This is a genomic window from Nocardia sp. CDC153, from assembly GCF_035818515.1.
Classification (GTDB): Bacteria; Actinomycetota; Actinomycetes; order Mycobacteriales; family Mycobacteriaceae; genus Nocardia.
The window spans coordinates 916800-932012 of the sequence record NZ_JAYKYU010000003.1 but is presented as its reverse complement, the minus strand read 5'-3'; the positions used below and the strand labels follow the sequence as shown (position 1 = coordinate 932012).

Sequence of the window (15213 nt, the reverse complement as noted above, 5' to 3'; positions counted from 1 at the left end):
GATGCGCCAGCCCGGCCCCGGCGCGGTGGGGAGGCGACGCCCGCATGCGACGATCTGGGCGTGAACGATCGGCCCCGGCTGCCCGAGACGCGCGCCGCGCTGGAAATGCGGCGTGCCGTGCGGGAGTGGCTGGACCGCTACGCACCTGACGGTGTGGTCGCGGTGGCCTTGTCCGGCGGCGCGGATTCCCTGGCATTGACCGCCGCCGCGTGTGCCGAGGCGGAGGCGGTGGACGCGCTGATCGTCGACCACGGATTGCAGGCGGGCTCCGCGGAGGTGGCGGATCGGGCGGCCGCGGTGGCGCTGAAGTTGGGCTGCCGGTCGGCGCAGGTACTCGCGGTGACGGTGGAGCGATCGGGCGGGAATTCCGGCGGCCCGGAAGCCGCGGCGCGCCGGGCTCGTTACGCCGCCCTGGAGGAAGCGCGGCAGGGGCTGCCGGTGCTGCTCGGGCACACGCTCGATGATCAAGCCGAGACCGTGTTGTTGGGATTGGCTCGCGGGTCCGGGGCGCGGTCGATTCAGGGGATGGCGGAATTCGATGAGCCGTGGGGGCGGCCCTTGCTCGGGGTGCGGCGGAGCGTGACGCGCGAGCTCTGTGGCGACCTGGGGGTGATCCCGTGGGAGGACCCGCACAACAGTGCGCCCGAGTTCACCCGGGTGCGGCTGCGGGCGGAGGCGTTGCCGCTGCTGGAGGAGGTGCTGGGGGGTGGGGTCGCCGCGGCGCTGGCGCGGACGGCGACGCAGCTGCGGGAGGACGGGGAGGTGTTGGATGCGCTCGCCGGAGAGTTGCTGGCCGCCACGCGGGAGGGCGACGCGCTGCGAATCGAGACGCTCGCCACTGTCGCGCCCGCCCTGCGGCGCCGCGTCATTCGCGGGTGGCTGCTCGAGCGTGGCGCAAAATCATTGACCGACAGCAAATTACGGGCGGTCGAGGCGCTGGTCACACAATGGCGTGGACAGGGCGGTGTCGCGGTCGGCGGTTCACCCGACGGGACCAGGTTGGTTGCCGCGCGTGAACATGGCACTCTCATACTCAGGTCAGAGTGAACCCGCGCGTGCCGAGGGCGCGGCCGGTTCGACACATCACTGAAGGGATACCAGCGGACGTGTACGGGGACGACATCGCGTCGGTGCTGATCAGCGAGGAGCAGATCGCGGCCAAGGTCGAGGAACTCGCCGAACTGGTCGCCAAGCGCTACCCGGCCGATGCCCCCGAGGGCGACCTGCTGCTGGTGGGTGTGCTCAAGGGCGCGATCTTCTTCATGACCGATCTGGCCAAGAAGCTCACCGTGCCGACGCAGATGGAGTTCATGGCCGTCTCGTCCTACGGCTCGTCCACCTCGTCCTCGGGTGTCGTGCGCATCATGAAGGACCTGGACAAGGACATCGCGGGCCGCAATGTCCTGATCGTCGAGGACATCATCGACTCCGGTCTGACGCTGTCGTGGCTGCTGCGCAACCTGTCCAGCCGCAATCCGGCCTCGCTCGAGGTCGTCACCCTGCTGCGCAAGCCCGACGCGCTGCGCACCCAGGTCGATGTCATGGCCGTCGGCTTCGACATCCCCAACGAGTTCGTGGTCGGGTACGGGCTCGACTACGCCGAGCGCTACCGCGATCTGCCCTACATCGGCACCCTGGACCCGAAGGTGTATGGGGGCTGAACTCCACCCTCGATGACTCGACAGCGAAGCCGTCCCATGATTTGGGGCGGCTTTTCGCGTTGATGTGAGGAATGTCACTCGAGGTTGCGGTTTGGGATTTAGGCACTTCGGGTGCGTTGTTGCTGGGTGTCCGCAGTGGGATGACGGGCGGGTATGCCCGTTGCGGGCGTGATGTGTGTAACCGCTGGTCAACTGTTTGCTCGGCGCGGGGCGGCGGAGTCCCGCTGAGTGGCCAGGAATTCGCGGATCCGGTTAACAGAATGTTTCACGGGCGTCTTATGCTGTCTGTAACAAACCTGACGGCTGTTTTCTGATCCTGTTGCAAACTTTCGGGTCGGATACGGCTGGAAAATCAAGACCGATTCTGATAGCAAGGGGCTATGGACCCGCATTTGCGCGACCTGCGGTATTTCGTCGCCGTCGCTGAGGAACTGCATTTCACGAACGCCGCCCAGCGGCTGCACATCGCACAACCCACCCTGTCACGACAGATCCGTCAGCTGGAGCGCCAGCTCGACGTCGTGCTGTTCGACCGCAATCAGCGCAGCGTGGCCCTGACCGTCGCGGGCAAGGAACTCCTCGAGGGTGCTCGCAAGATCCTCGAGCTCTGGGAAGTCACCAATGTCGCCCTGCAGGAGGCCGGTGAGGTGCTGCGCGTCGGCATCCAGTCCTCCATCGGGCGCGGCCTGATCACCGACCTGGAGAGCGCCAGCGGCCACCGGCTCGCCCTGCACTCCGCGTCCTGGACCGACCCGTCCAGCGGGCTGGCCGGACGCCAGGCGGATCTGGCCCTGATGTGGCTGCCGGTGCCCGACACCAGCCGCTACCGCTGGCAGGTGCTGCGCACCGAGCCGCGCTGGGTGCTGCTGCCGGAGAACCACGCCCTGGCGGGTCAGGAGAGCATCGAGTTCGCCGATCTGATCGACGAGCCGTTCATCGCCATGCCCGCCGAAGCCGGTGCGGCCCGCGACTTCTGGCTCGGCTCGGACGCCCGCGGCGGCCGCTCGGCCAAGATCGGTGCGGAGGCGGCCACCGCCGAGGAGCGCCTGGAGGCCGTGAGCCTGGGTCTGGGCGTGTGCCTGCTGGCCGAGAACAACGTCCCCATGTACCGCTGGCCGGGTCTGACCGCCCGCCCGGTGACCGGACTCGCCCCGTGCGAGCTCGCGGTGGCCTGGCGCGCCGACGACGACCGCCCGACCATTCTCGAGTTCGCGGCCCGCGTCCTCGAGGGCGGCTTCGCGGAGAAGGAAACGGTCGCCGCGCAGTAGGCCGCATCGGGCTGCTGGCACAACACAATTCACTAGAACGCCCGGGCGGGCGGCGGCAGAGGGTCGGAGGTTGCCGCCACCGCCCGGGCTTTCGCGTTTCCGGGCGCGGCTAGGGCGCCAGGCGCTGCCAGGGATGCGCGGCCTCGATCTGGGCGGCCAGCCGCAGAATGGTGGACTCGCTGCCGGGCGGGCCCGCGATCTGGGCCGCGACCGGCGTGCCGGTGCGCGGGTGAACGCCCATCGGGATCGACAGCGCGGGCCAGCCGACCAGATTCCACATCGGCGTGAACGGCGAGAACTTCACGCTCGCAAGGACATTCGCGAGCCACGGCCGCGAGTGCCAGCGGCGGGCGCGCGGCGCCGGGGTGGCCAGGGTCGGGGTGATCACCACGTCGTAGCGCTCGAAGTAGTCGAGCAGCCGGGCCTCCACGCGATCCACCTGGGACGGCCGCAGCAGCCCCGACTTCAGCACCGCCCGGCCCAGCGCGACGTGGGTGCGGGTGCGGCGCTGCAGCCGATCCGGGTGCGGGACCGTGGCGGCCTCGCGCGCGGCATTGCCCAGCCAGCGCGCCAGCAGCGCGAAAGTCGCACCCTGGTAAGGAAGTTCGGCCACGCCGACGATATGGCCCGCCTGCGAGGCGGCCGCGGCGGCCTTGTCGGCAGCGGCGGTCCAGGCCAGATCGACATGGGTCAGCGGCATCGGGGCGCCGGTGGCCAGGCCGATGCGCAGGGTCGGCGGCGTCTCCAGATCGGCCAGATCCGGGCGGTCGGCGAGCACCGACAGCATGAGCGCGGTATCGGCGACAGTCGTTGCGAGAACACCGTTTTCGGTCATCCCACCCCAGGAGTCCACGCCCACCTCCGACGGCACCAGACCGCGGCCGGGCTTGAGCCCGACCACCCCGTTGCAGGCGGCGGGGATGCGGACCGAGCCGAGACCGTCATTGCCGTGCGCGATGGGCACCATGCCCGAGCCGACGGCCGCCCCGGAACCGCCCGACGAACCACCGGCGGAGTAGCGGGTGTTCCACGGGCTGCGGGTGATGCTGCCCGGTCCGTCCGTGACGCCCCAGAGCCCGAATTCGGGGACGGTGGTGAGTCCGACGACCACCGCACCGGCCGCGCGTAGTCGCCGCACCACCGGATGGTCGGCGTCGGCGGGCGTGTCCGAACCCGAGAGCGAACCGCCGCGGGTCACCTCGCCGGTGACGTCGATATTGTTCTTCACCGCGATCGGCACCCCGGCCAGCGGCAGCATGTCCAGATCCTGGCGTTCGGCCACCGCGCGCGCCTCGGCGCGGGCGGCCTCCTCGCGAACCAGGGTGAAGGCGTTCAACTTCCGGTCGCGGCCGCGAATCCGTTCCAGCGCGGCCTCGACGGCCTGCTCGGGGGAGATCGATCCGTTCTGGACCGCCGCGGCGGTGCCGACGGCCGTGGTCAGATCCACGGGCGGACGGGATTCGGGTGAACTGTCGGAATCGGTCGTGGTGCTCGCCACCGCTGCCTCCTCGGTGGTTTCGGCAGTGACGCGATCGGCAGTCAGCGCCGTGCCCTCGTCGTACATGCTCGTCTTCCCCCGTCGCTTCGTGTCGAAATCGGGTGATCCGCTCGTGAGCCGCAAGTTATCATTCCCGCTATCGGTCGGGGATGATGGTGTCGGGTGTGGCGGGTTCTTTGTCCGAATCTGCCGAAGCCAGATGGGTACGAACATGACTTCTGGTTCCGACCACCGTTCCGGGGGTAACTCGGCCGGAACGGAATTCAGCGCGGTCGCCGCGTTCGCCGCGGCCTGGGACTCCGCTGCCGCGCCTCCGCGCATCGCCGACTATCTGCCCGACGCCACCACCCTGCGCCGCGGGGCCCTCATCGAGCTCATCCGGGTCGATATGCGGCACCGCTGGCTGCGCAATCCCGGCAGCCCGCCCATCGGGCCGCCGCTGCCGCCCAAGCGATTGCGCGAATACTGTTCCGAATTCCCCGAACTCACCGCACCGGATCTCCCGGCCGGTTTGGTCTACGAGGAGTTCGTCATCCGCAGGCACAGCGGCGAGCGCGTGGATCCGCGCGACTGCCTGCGCGAATATCCCGATCAGGCGAGCGAGTTGCGGGAACTGCTCAATGCCGACGAGGAGGATCAGAGCACCCGGCGCGCGCAGTTGGAGGAGTCCACCCGCGGCGGCCTCACCCTCGAGCCCTCGACGCGCCTGTCGGGTGAGACGACCATTCATCCCGCCCAGCCGTTCGACGGCGACACCACGCGGGTGCCGGACGCGGGCGAGCTGACGCTGTTCGACGCGTCCTCACCAGCGGCTCCCCTGGACCGCACCCGCGTGACCGACGGCGGGGTCAGCGCGCCGGATACCGGCGAGCTGCTCGACCGCATCGAAATCGGCCAGCGCATCGATGATTTCGATCTGCTCACCAGCCTCGGCTCGGGCGCCTTCGCCCGTGTCTTCCTGGCCCGGCAGCGGTCGCTGCAACGGCTGGTGGCGGTGAAGATCTCCGCCGACCACGGCACCGAACCGCAGACCCTGGCCCAACTCGACCACGACTACATCGTGCGGGTCTTCGACCAGCGGTTGATGTCGGACCTGCGCACCGAGACCGGGCGGCGGCTGCGCCTGCTGTACATGCAGTTCCTGCCCGGCGGCACCCTGTTGGGCGTGCTGCGCTGGGTGCGGGCCACCCCGGCGGCCGAACGCAGCGGGCGGCTGCTGCTGGACGCGGTGGACGCGGCCATGGAGGAGAAGGGCGAGATCCGGCCCACCGACTCCAGCGTGCGCGCCGAGCTGGCGGGACTGAGCTGGCCGGAAACCGTTGCGTGGCTGGGGCGTCGGCTGGCCGAGGCGCTGGACTACGCGGACGGGCACGGGGTGCTGCACCGGGATGTGAAGCCCGCGAATGTGCTGCTCACCGCCGAGGCAGTTCCGAAACTGGCTGATTTCAATATCAGTTTCAGCCGGAATCTCGATGGCACCAGCCCGGTCTCGTACTTCGGCGGGTCGCTGTCCTACATGTCCCCCGAGCAGCTGGAAGCCTGCCATCCCGGCACCGCCACCAATGCCGCCGATCTGGACACCCGCGCCGACATCTTCTCCCTCGGCGTGGTGCTGTGGGAGCTGCTCACCGGCGCGAAGCCCTTCGACGACAGCACCGCCGGGCCCGGCGACCACGGCGACCGCACCACCCTCGAGGCCATGCTGGAACGGCGGCGCGGCGGCGTCGACACCGCCGCCCTGGACCGGGTGCCGCCGGATTGCCCGGCCGCCCTGCGCCGGGTGCTGCTCACCTGCCTGCGGCCCGACCGCGACCACCGGTGGGCCAGCGGATCGGTGCTGGCCAAACAGCTCGACATGTGCCTGGACGAGCGGGCCCGCGATCTGGTCGACCCGCCCCCGCACAGCTGGCGAATGCGCTTGCGGCCGTGGCTGATTCCGCTCGTGACGCTGTTCGTCGCGGTGCCGAACACGCTCGCCTCGCTGTACAACATCGCCCACAACCGGGCCTTCATCATCAGCCACCTGTCCGAATCCGCCATGCGCACCTTCGTGCTCACCACGGCCACGGTGAACCTGGTGTTCTTCCCGCTGGGCACGATCATCATCGCCTACCTGTGCCGGTCGGTGATCCTGGTGCCGCGCGGGCTGCGCCGCGGCCGCGAATACGACCCGGACACGCTGCGCCGGGCGCGCGCCGACGTGCTGCTTGCGGGAGAACGCATTTCGCTGGTGGTGTTCTCGCTGTGGGTGGTCGCGGGTCTCACCTTCCCGCTCGCGCTGCGACTCACCGCCAGTGATCTGCCGGTGCGCGGCGTCGTGCACTTTCTGGTGTCGCTGGTGGTGTGCGGGGCCATCGCGGTGGCCTACCCGTTCTTCCTGGTGACCTTCTACCTGGTGCGCTGCATCTATCCGATGTACCTGCGGCACGGGGACATCAGCGCCGAGGACGCGGTCTGGCTGCATCGGCTGGGTCGACGCTGCACCAACTATCTGGCGGTGGCGGCGTCGATTCCGCTGCTGGCGGTGGCGGGGGTGACCTTCCTGCCGCCGGACGACATCCCGCGGGTGATCGTCGCGGTCCGGGTGCTCAGTGTGGGCGGGATCGCCGCGTTCGTGGCCGTGTACATCATGTTCCGGGCATTGGAGGCCGATCTGGCGGCGCTGGAACGGGTGGTGTCACCGGTGCGGCCGGGCCCGAACGGGGCGGGTACCGAATCGTGAGCGAACTACCGGCGCAAGCCCTCGCCCGCTTCGCCGCCGACTGGGAATCCACCCTGCGCGGCGAACGCGGGGAACCGCCGCGACTGGCCGGATACCTGCCCGACGGAGAGACCGTCCGGCTGGCCGTCCTCACCGATCTGGTGCGCGTGGACATGCGCCAGCGCTGGCGGCGGGCCGGGCTGGAGAAGCGAATCACCGAGTACCGCGAGGAGTTTCCGGAGGTCGGGGACAGTCCGGGCTTCGCGGATCTGGTGTGCGAGGAGTTCGTGGCGCGCAGCCGCTTCCGGCCGCTCGATGTGGACAGCTTCACCGACGAGTACCCGGAGGCGGCGGCGGAGATCCGCCGTCGCTTCACCGCTGCGGGCCCGCGTCCCGCGCCCCCGGTGCTGCCCGAGGGCATCGAGATCGGCCGTCGCCTCGACGATTTCGATCTGCTCACCGACCTCGGCGGCGGCGACCACCGCCGCATGTTCCTGGCCCGGCAGCGGTCCATGCAGCGGCTGGTGGCGGTGCGCGTCGAGGTGGGCGCGGACAGCGACACCGAGACCGTTGCCCAGCTCGACCACCAGCACATCGTGCGGGTCTTCGACCAGCGGTTGATCGCCGACGGCAGCACCGGGAAACCCCTGCGGCTGCTGTACATGCAGTACCTGCCGGGCGGTACCGCCGAGGGGGTGCTGGCGTGCTCGCGCGCGGAGTCCGGCACGGCCGACGGTCGACTGTTGTTGCGGGCCATCGATACCGCCATGGAGGCCAAGGGCGAGAGTCGGCCGTCCGGTTCGCGGGTGCGGGCGGAGATCGCCGGCATGAGTTGGCCGGAAACCGTTGCGTGGGTGGGGCGTCGGCTGGCCGCGGCGCTCGAGTACGGCGAGCGGCACGGGGTGCTGCATCACGACATTCGGCCCGGGAATGTGCTGTTCACCGCGGAGGGGGTGCCCAAACTCGCGGATTTCGCACTGGGGCCGGGGCATTGGAATGCGGGGAACACCGCCGGCGCGATCGGGAATCGGGCCGAGGCGCTGCGCTATCGGTCACCGGAGGCGCTGGCCGCGTTGGTGGATCCCGCCGCGCCGCTGCCGGATACCCGGGGCGACATCTACTCGCTCGGACTGGTGCTGTGGGAAATGCTCACCGGCACAATCCCCTTCGCGGACGACACCGACCTGACCGGAGACGAGGCGGTGACCGCGATGCTGGAGCGTCGCCGCGCGGGTGTGCCCGCCGCCGCGCTCGCGGACCTGCCCGCCGACACCCCCGCCACCCTGCGCCGCGTCCTGCTGGAGTGCCTGCGGGCCGATCCCGTGCGGCGCTGGCAGACCGGGGGACAGCTGGCGGGACAACTGGACCTGTGCCTGGACGCGCGGGCGCGCGATCTGGTGGACCCGCCGCCGGGCAGTCTCTGGGCGCGGCTGCGGGGTTGGCCGGTGCCGATCGCGGCGCTGTGCGTGGGCCTGCCCAATGCCATGGCCAGTTGGTACAACATTCGAATCAACAAGAGCCTCATCGTGGATGAGCTGTCGGCGGTGGACCAGCATCGCTTCGAACAGGTGGCGCTGGTGAACAATGTCATCGCCTTTCCGCTGGCCGCGCTGTTGCTACTGTGGCTGGCTCGGCGGCCGCTCACGGTCTCCTACCGGTTGGCCCGCGGCCACGAGTACAGTCCCGCCCGGCTGGCCCGCGCCCGCGCCGACACCCTGCTGATCGGGGAACGGGCGGTGTGGATTCCGTTCGCCATGTGGGTGATCGCCGGTATCGTCTGGCCGCTGGCTCTGGAAGACGCGGGAGCGCGCCTGCCGCACAATGCCTTCTGGCATTTCTTCGCCGCCCAGGTGGTGTGCGCGACCATCGCGCTGGCCTATCCGTTCTTCCTGATCACGGTGTATTCGATGCGGTCGCTGTATCCGCAGCTGTTGGCGCGCGGCTCGGTCGGCCCCGCCGATCGGCGGCAGCTGACGGGATTGGCGCGGCGCAGCAATGTGTATCTGGCCGCGGCCGCCTCGGTGCCGCTGCTCGGGGTGGCGACCATGACCTTCGTGTCCACCGCGGACCTGTGGCTGGTCATCGTCCCGCTGCGCTGGCTGAGCGTCGGCGGCGTGCTGGCGTTCGTGCTCACCTACGGGCTGTTCCGCGTGCTCGAGGCGGACCTGCGGGCGCTCGTGCGCGCCATTCCCGAAGGCGGGCGCTGACTCCCCGTAGGGTTGGGGGGTGGCGATACGCGGCAGTGTCGAAACCTCCTTGGCGGAGTTGGCGGCTCGCGTCCGCCGCCGCGCGGACGGGCAGCCCGGTCGGTTTCTGCTGGGTATCGCGGGCCCGCCCGGAGCGGGCAAATCGACGCTGGCGCGCGGTATTCGCGATGAGTTGAATCTGGCCGCCGGAACGCAGATCGCCGAAGTCGCGCCCATGGACGGCTTCCACCTCACCAATGCGAGTCTGCGCGCCGCCGGAATCCTCGACCGCAAGGGCGAACCCGACACCTTCGACGCGCCGGGATACGTCGACCTGCTGCGCACCGTGCGCGACACCGCGCCCGGAACGCCCGTGCCGTGGCCCACCTACGATCGCGAACTGCACGAACCCGTCCCAGGTGGAGCGGTTTTCGATCGCCAGACCATTGTGGTGACCGAGGGCAATTACCTACTCCTCGACGACCGCGCCCATCCGGCCTGGGCGGCGGTGCGCCCGCTGCTCGACGAGACCTGGTACCTGGACGTGCCGCGGCCGATCATCGAACAGCGGCTGCTGCGCCGCCACATTCGCGGTGGACGCACCCCGGAGGCGGCGAAAACCAAGGTCGCCCACAGTGATCTGCGCAATGCCGCGCTCGTCGAATCCACCCGCGCCCGCGCCGATCTGGTGCTGCGCAAGGCCGGCCGCGGCTACCGCATCGACTGAGAGCGCGGTATGCCTACCGGGAGTCGTAGTGCCGCATCCATTCCCGGGTGCCGACGAATCGGCAGGCGAAGGTGGCGACCTCGGCGGCCTGCTCGAGCGCGGACGGGAAATCGGAGCCCGACGCGAAGTAGTGGCAGAACGCGCCGTGCAGAATGTCGCCCGCGCCGAGGGTGTCGACCACCGCGTCGGTGGAGACCGAAATCTCGCCGCGCCCCGCGGGGGTCGAATATCTGATCGGCCGGTCACCGCGGGTGATCGCGACCAGTCGCGGACCGGCGGCGTGCAGGAAATCGATGACCTCGTCCAAGCCGCCGGACCTCAGCTCCGGTGGCGCGAAGGTCTCCGAGCAGATGGCGATCGTGATGTCCGGCAGCAGTTTCCGGTGCACCTCCTCGCGCCAGCGGCCGCCGTCCAGGACCACCGGCACTCCGTCGGGCGCGCATTCGGCGGCCTGAAACGCCAGGTTCGGATAATGCCCGTCCACCAGCACCACGTCGGACCCGTCCAGATACCGAGCCGCGTTGGGCGGCTGGGGATCTCGTTCGGAGTCGTCCATCGACACGATCGTCCGGGATCCGGTGTCGGTGGCGACGATGATGGAGGACACCGGCGGCCGGGCCGAATCCTCGGGCGTCTCGTCCCAGAGTCCGACACCCTGTTCTGTCAGGTCGGCCCGAATCGGTTGAGCCAGTGCGTGTCTGCCCAGAGCGGTCACCAGCGTGGTGTCGCGGTGCGACAGGAACGCGTGGGTAATGGCCGCATTGGCGGCCGGGCCGCCCGCGCCGACGAACAGCCCGTCGGCCCGAGTCTTGCTGTCCTCGACCGGATATCGGTCGACGGCATAGGAGAGATCGAGGGTCGTCAGTCCGACGAACACCGCGCTCGGATTACCCATGCCGCCGACCCTACGACGAGCTAGTCGCGCACCCGATGCTCATAGGCCTTGCGCGCGTCGGCATCCACGTCGTCGAGGAACGCGGTCTGTGCGCCCAGCGCCCGTCCGAGGGCATCGCCCCACGCCTCCGGCAGCAGGCCCACCGCCTGCGAGATGAGGCCCGCCACCGTGGTGACGCGAACCTTGGAGCGCGGTGCGACGATCAGCTTGGCGATGGCGTCGGCGATCTCCTCCGGCTCGGCCGGGCGCAGCACCTTGGGCGCGGTAATGCCAGTTCCCAGTTCGGTTTTGGTGAGTGTCGGCAGCACCGAGGAGAAGCGCAGGCCGGTGCCCCGGTACTCCTCGCGCAGCGTGTCGGTGAAGCCCAGTACCGCGTGCTTGCTGGCGTTGTAGGTGGCCAGGCCCGGAATGTGGGTCTCGCCCGCCAGCGAGGCGATATTGATGACATGCCCGCGCCCGCGCGGCAGCATGCGGGCGATGGCCAGCTTGGAGCCGAGGATCACGCCGTACACGTTGATGTCGAGAATGCGTTTGGTGATCTGGTCCGGCTCGTCCACTACGCGCCCGGTGGGCATGATCCCGGCATTGTTGATCAGCACGTCCACAGGTCCGAGACGGCGCTCGACATCGTCGAGGAACGCCTCGAACGACTGGTGGTCGGTGACGTCCAACTTGCCGTAGACATCGAAACCCCGTGCGGCGCCGGACTCCTTGACCGTCGTCTCGTCGATATCGCCGATGGCGATCTTCGCACCCAGGGCCTGCAGGGCGGTGGCGGTGGCCAGGCCGATGCCGCGCGCCCCGCCGGTGATGACGACGACCTTCCCGGCGATCGTTCCGAAGTCGCTCATCTACATCCCCCGTACGGTCTTGATGATGGCGGGCAGGTTGATCCGCCGCAGTCCGCGCGTGCCCGCGGCCCGCATGGCGGCCATGGCGAAGGTCAGCTTGGGCGGCGAATACGGGAACCACAGCGGCTCTTTGGTCTGCGTCGGCAGGATCGGCTTGGTGATCGCCTGCTGACGGCAGTACTTGCGCACACCGTTGGCCCCGCCCCAGCGCGCACCGGTGCCGGACAGGCCCCAGCCGCCCATGGGCAGCGCGAAGCTGAACATATTGGCGAAGACGTCATTGATGTTGACCGCGCCCGCGTTCAATAGGCGCGCAACGCGTTCGGCGCGATCCTTGTCGCCGGACCAGACGGATGCGGACAGGCCGTAGATCGAATCATTGGCCAGCGCAATGGCTTCCGCCTCGTCGGCCACCTTCATGACCGGCAGCGTGGGACCGAAGGTCTCCTCGGTCATACAGCTCATGCTGTGATCCACGTCGGCCAGCACGGTCGGCTCGAACAGTGTCCCGATCCCGGTTCGCTTGCCGCCGGTGGTGATTCGCGCGCCCGCCTTGACGGCCTCCTCGACGTGGCGCGCCACGATCTGCGCCTGGTTCTCGTTGGCCAGCGCGCCCATGTCGAATTCGGGCTTGCGGCCGTCCACGCCCTGGCGGACCTCCTTGACCGCGGCGGTGAGCTTCCGCAGAAACTCCTCGTACACCGGCGCTTCCACGTACACCCGCTCCACCGAGATGCACACCTGTCCGGCGTTGAACAGCCCGCCGAAGGCGATGCCGTGCGCGGCGCGATCCAGGTCGGCGTCGGCCAGCACGATGGCCGGATCCTTGCCGCCCAACTCCAGGCTGAACGGGACCATGCGCTCGGTACAGGCGGCCGCGATCTTGCGGCCGGTGGCGGTGGAACCGGTGAACTGGATGTAGTCGGCGACGCCGACCACGGCCGCGCCGGTCTCGCCCGCACCCGTGACCACCTCGAACACCGGCGGTGCGCCGATCTCGCGCCAGCCGCGCGCCAGCTCGACCGCCGAAAGCGGGGTCACCTCGGAGGGTTTGAGGATGACCGCCGCACCCGCGGCCAGCGCCGGGACGACATCGATGACCGGCATGGCCAGCGGGAAATTCCACGGCGTGATCACACCGACGACCTGATACGGCCGGAACACCGTGGTCAGCTGCTTGACCCGGGCCAGCGGGCTGTGCGGCGAAGGATGTTCGTCGGCAAGGAATTTCGCGGCGCGGCGGGCGTAGTAGCCGGTCAGGTCGACCGAGAAGGCGGGGTCGATGAGCGCGTCGACGCGGGCCTTGCCGGTCTCGGACTGCAACACATCGGCGAGGCGATCGGTGTTGTCCACCAACCAGTCCTGCAGCTTCAGCAGCCACTCCTTGCGCCCGTCCGGGCCCAGCGCCTCCCAGGCGGGCTGGGCCGCGCGCAGGGCGCGCACCTTGGCCGCGACCGTCTCGGCCGAATCGATGGGCACCGTGCCCGCCAGCGCACCGGTCGCCGGATTGCGGACCTCGAGTTCGGTGGCCGCCGGCGGCTTCTTGGCGGCCGTCCCGGCGGACTTGCGGGCCCCGGTCTTGCGGGCCGTGCCCGCGGCGGGTTCGGTATTGGTCACGGTGTGCCTTCCCCACGTGCGCTACATTGCGACGGCGAGCTGTGCTGCAGCTCACTGGACTATGATCGTGACACAATTTCGAGGGCCGATGCTTGGCCAATCGAGTCAATTGTTCCGGTCGGTTTTGTGCTTTGGGTACAACTCGGGAGGGTTCCATGGCGATGGCGCCGAACAGCGCGGAGATCCGCCAGTGGATCGCCGACTTCGTCGCCGAGACCCTGCCCGCCGAAACCCTCGAACAGGTCGTCACCCGGCTGGACAACGCCATCATCGCCCGCGTTCCGGAACTGCGGGACCCGGATATGCGCCGCGACCTCGCCGCCAGCAGCCGCGCCCACGCGGTCGAGGTGCTCAGCGGCCTCACCCAGGACCGCTTCCACTACCCGGTGCCCGAGGAGGCGCACGCCTTCGCGCGCACCCTCGCCCGCCGCGGCTACGACGTGCGCCTGCTGCTGCGCGTCTACCACCTCGGCCAAGAGGCGGTCATCGACTACATGACCGAGGTGCTCGAGCAGCGCCAGCTGCCGCCGGACATCGAAAGATCGGTGCTGCTGCGGCTTTTCGACCGCACCACCCGCTGGGTGAGCACCTCGGTCGAGACCCTCACCGACACCTATATGGCCGAGCGCGAACGCGGCCTGCGCGCCGCCTTCACCCAGCGCGCCGAAATCGTGCGCAGCCTGCTCGACGGTGCCGAGGTGGATGCCGAAAGCGCTTCCGCCAGACTCGGATACCGCCTCGCGCAGCGGCATCTGGCGCTGGTGCTGTGGACCGACGAGGACGCCGCGCCCCTGCCCGACGGCACCGGCGAGGCCGTCGGACTGCTGGATCGGGTGGTGGCCCGCTACGCGACCACGCTCGGCAACGGCAGTCTGCTCACCATGCCGTCGGGGGCCTCGGCGCTGTGGGCCTGGATCGGTCTGGACGGCGCGGGGCCCGCGACCGCGGACCCGGCGTGGTCGGTGGACGCGCCCGTGCGGGTGGCCGTCGGCGCACCGGCCGCGCACACCGCCGGATTCCGCGCCAGCCACCGCGAGGCCGTCGCCGCCCGCCAGGTCGCCGAGCGGGCCCGCCCGGGCGCACCGCGGGTGACGCCCTACGCGGAGGTGGAGGTCGCCTATCTGGCGGGTGCCGACGAGACCGCCATGCGGGCGCTCATCGATCGGGAACTGGGCGCGCTCGCCGCACCCGACGCGCAGTCGGCGCGACTACGCGAAACCCTGCACGCCTATCTGCGCGCCCGCCGCAGCCCGGACGCGGCCGCGAAACTGCTCGGCGTGCACAAGAACACGGTGCGATACCGGATTCAGCGCATAGAAGAACTACTCGGTCACTCTCTCGACCAACGCGGTGCCCGGCTGGAGATGGCGCTCGACTGCGTGGCGGTCTACGGCGTGTGAGTTTCAGCTCGCTTCTTCGGTGACGGTGTCGCGGACCCGGCGGCGCACCGGCGCCTCGCCCTCGGAGGGGCGCCGATCCGGTAATTCCGCCAACAATTGGGTGGTGGCCGCGGCAATGGCCGCCACCGCCTTGTCGACGGCCGTCTTGGTGGCCGTCGTCAAACCCGACACCCCGCCGACCTTGCGCACGTATTCCTGTGCGGCGGCATAGATTTCCTGCTCCGTGGCAGCCGGCGTCAGCCCGCGCAGGAGGGTGATGTTCCCACTCATGCCCCCAGAGGTTAGCGCCCGATTACCCCGTGTGACAGGGCAAGATTCAGACATCTGCCCGACTGCGCCGACGAACTTCCAGACCGAACGGTTTGCCGACAGTTCGCACCGGATCATCCCAAACAGAGATGCGCCCAAG

Annotated in this window: 12 protein-coding genes; 7 read left to right on the top strand and 5 right to left on the bottom strand. The window is 69.6% G+C overall.

The features are described from left to right. Positions 1-105: 105 nt before the first annotated feature. The 3 genes from tilS to VMT65_RS20910 all read left to right on the top strand — a co-directional run bounded on the left by tilS (position 106) and on the right by VMT65_RS20910 (position 2929). A complete protein-coding gene (gene tilS, locus VMT65_RS20920) occupies positions 106-1047 on the top strand; it encodes a tRNA lysidine(34) synthetase TilS (RefSeq protein WP_326310323.1) in 942 nt (313 codons plus the stop codon). A gap of 59 nt (positions 1048-1106) precedes the next feature. Beyond that, a complete protein-coding gene (hpt, locus tag VMT65_RS20915) occupies positions 1107-1661 on the top strand; it encodes a hypoxanthine phosphoribosyltransferase (RefSeq protein ID WP_326309993.1) in 555 nt (184 codons plus the stop codon). A gap of 380 nt (positions 1662-2041) precedes the next feature. Then, the gene (locus VMT65_RS20910; protein ID WP_326309992.1) at positions 2042-2929 is read left to right on the top strand and encodes a LysR family transcriptional regulator; all 888 of its coding nucleotides are present in this window, start codon (positions 2042-2044) and stop codon (positions 2927-2929) included. 109 nt (positions 2930-3038) lie between these two features. Here VMT65_RS20910 and VMT65_RS20905 read toward each other — a convergent pair whose 3' ends face one another. Continuing rightward, complete coding sequence (locus VMT65_RS20905; protein ID WP_326309991.1) at positions 3039-4493, bottom strand: amidase; 1455 nt, start codon at positions 4491-4493, stop codon at positions 3039-3041. Between the two features lie 145 nt (positions 4494-4638). Between VMT65_RS20905 and VMT65_RS20900 the strand changes: the two genes are divergently transcribed. From VMT65_RS20900 to VMT65_RS20890, 3 genes are read left to right on the top strand one after another with little or no spacing between them, the layout of a single operon-like run. Next, complete coding sequence (locus VMT65_RS20900; protein ID WP_326309990.1) at positions 4639-7149, top strand: serine/threonine-protein kinase; 2511 nt, start codon at positions 4639-4641, stop codon at positions 7147-7149. Then, the gene (locus tag VMT65_RS20895; protein ID WP_326309989.1) at positions 7146-9335 is read left to right on the top strand and encodes a protein kinase domain-containing protein; all 2190 of its coding nucleotides are present in this window, start codon (positions 7146-7148) and stop codon (positions 9333-9335) included. The genes VMT65_RS20900 and VMT65_RS20895 overlap by 4 nt, the downstream gene beginning before the upstream one ends. Before the next feature lie 19 nt (positions 9336-9354). Beyond that, entirely contained in the window at positions 9355-10041 is a 687-nt protein-coding gene (locus VMT65_RS20890) for a nucleoside/nucleotide kinase family protein (protein ID WP_326309988.1), read from the top strand. A 13-nt stretch (positions 10042-10054) separates the two neighbouring features. Here VMT65_RS20890 and VMT65_RS20885 read toward each other — a convergent pair whose 3' ends face one another. From VMT65_RS20885 to VMT65_RS20875, 3 genes are read right to left on the bottom strand one after another with little or no spacing between them, the layout of a single operon-like run. Next, on the bottom strand, positions 10055-10936 hold the full coding sequence (locus VMT65_RS20885) for a PfkB family carbohydrate kinase (RefSeq protein ID WP_326309987.1): 882 nt from the start codon (positions 10934-10936) through the stop codon (positions 10055-10057). A 20-nt stretch (positions 10937-10956) separates the two neighbouring features. Then, positions 10957-11787, bottom strand: coding sequence for an SDR family oxidoreductase (locus VMT65_RS20880; RefSeq protein WP_326309986.1), 831 nt, complete (start codon positions 11785-11787; stop codon positions 10957-10959). Continuing rightward, on the bottom strand, positions 11788-13404 hold the full coding sequence (locus tag VMT65_RS20875) for an aldehyde dehydrogenase family protein (protein ID WP_326309985.1): 1617 nt from the start codon (positions 13402-13404) through the stop codon (positions 11788-11790). Between the two features lie 155 nt (positions 13405-13559). Here VMT65_RS20875 and VMT65_RS20870 point away from each other — a divergent pair, with 155 nt between their 5' ends. Continuing rightward, entirely contained in the window at positions 13560-14804 is a 1245-nt protein-coding gene (locus VMT65_RS20870) for a PucR family transcriptional regulator (protein WP_326309984.1), read from the top strand. Positions 14805-14807: 3 nt separating this feature from the next. Here the strand turns inward: VMT65_RS20870 and VMT65_RS20865 are convergent, their stop codons facing one another. Then, the gene (locus VMT65_RS20865) at positions 14808-15074 is read right to left on the bottom strand and encodes a DUF2277 family protein (RefSeq protein ID WP_326309983.1); all 267 of its coding nucleotides are present in this window, start codon (positions 15072-15074) and stop codon (positions 14808-14810) included. Positions 15075-15213 lie beyond the last annotated feature (139 nt).

Bases quoted from the DNA above. Each gene is read 5' to 3' on its own strand.
- tilS (WP_326310323.1), top strand. From the start codon at position 106: ATGCGGCGTGCCGTGCGGGAGTGGCTGGACCGCTACGCACCTGACGGT.
- VMT65_RS20910 (WP_326309992.1), top strand. From the start codon at position 2,042: ATGGACCCGCATTTGCGCGACCTGCGGTATTTCGTCGCCGTCGCTGAG.
- VMT65_RS20905 (WP_326309991.1), bottom strand. From the start codon at position 4,493: ATGTACGACGAGGGCACGGCGCTGACTGCCGATCGCGTCACTGCCGAA.
- VMT65_RS20900 (WP_326309990.1), top strand. From the start codon at position 4,639: ATGACTTCTGGTTCCGACCACCGTTCCGGGGGTAACTCGGCCGGAACG.
- VMT65_RS20885 (WP_326309987.1), bottom strand. From the start codon at position 10,936: ATGGGTAATCCGAGCGCGGTGTTCGTCGGACTGACGACCCTCGATCTC.
- VMT65_RS20880 (WP_326309986.1), bottom strand. From the start codon at position 11,787: ATGAGCGACTTCGGAACGATCGCCGGGAAGGTCGTCGTCATCACCGGC.
- VMT65_RS20870 (WP_326309984.1), top strand. From the start codon at position 13,560: ATGGCGATGGCGCCGAACAGCGCGGAGATCCGCCAGTGGATCGCCGAC.
- VMT65_RS20865 (WP_326309983.1), bottom strand. From the start codon at position 15,074: ATGAGTGGGAACATCACCCTCCTGCGCGGGCTGACGCCGGCTGCCACG.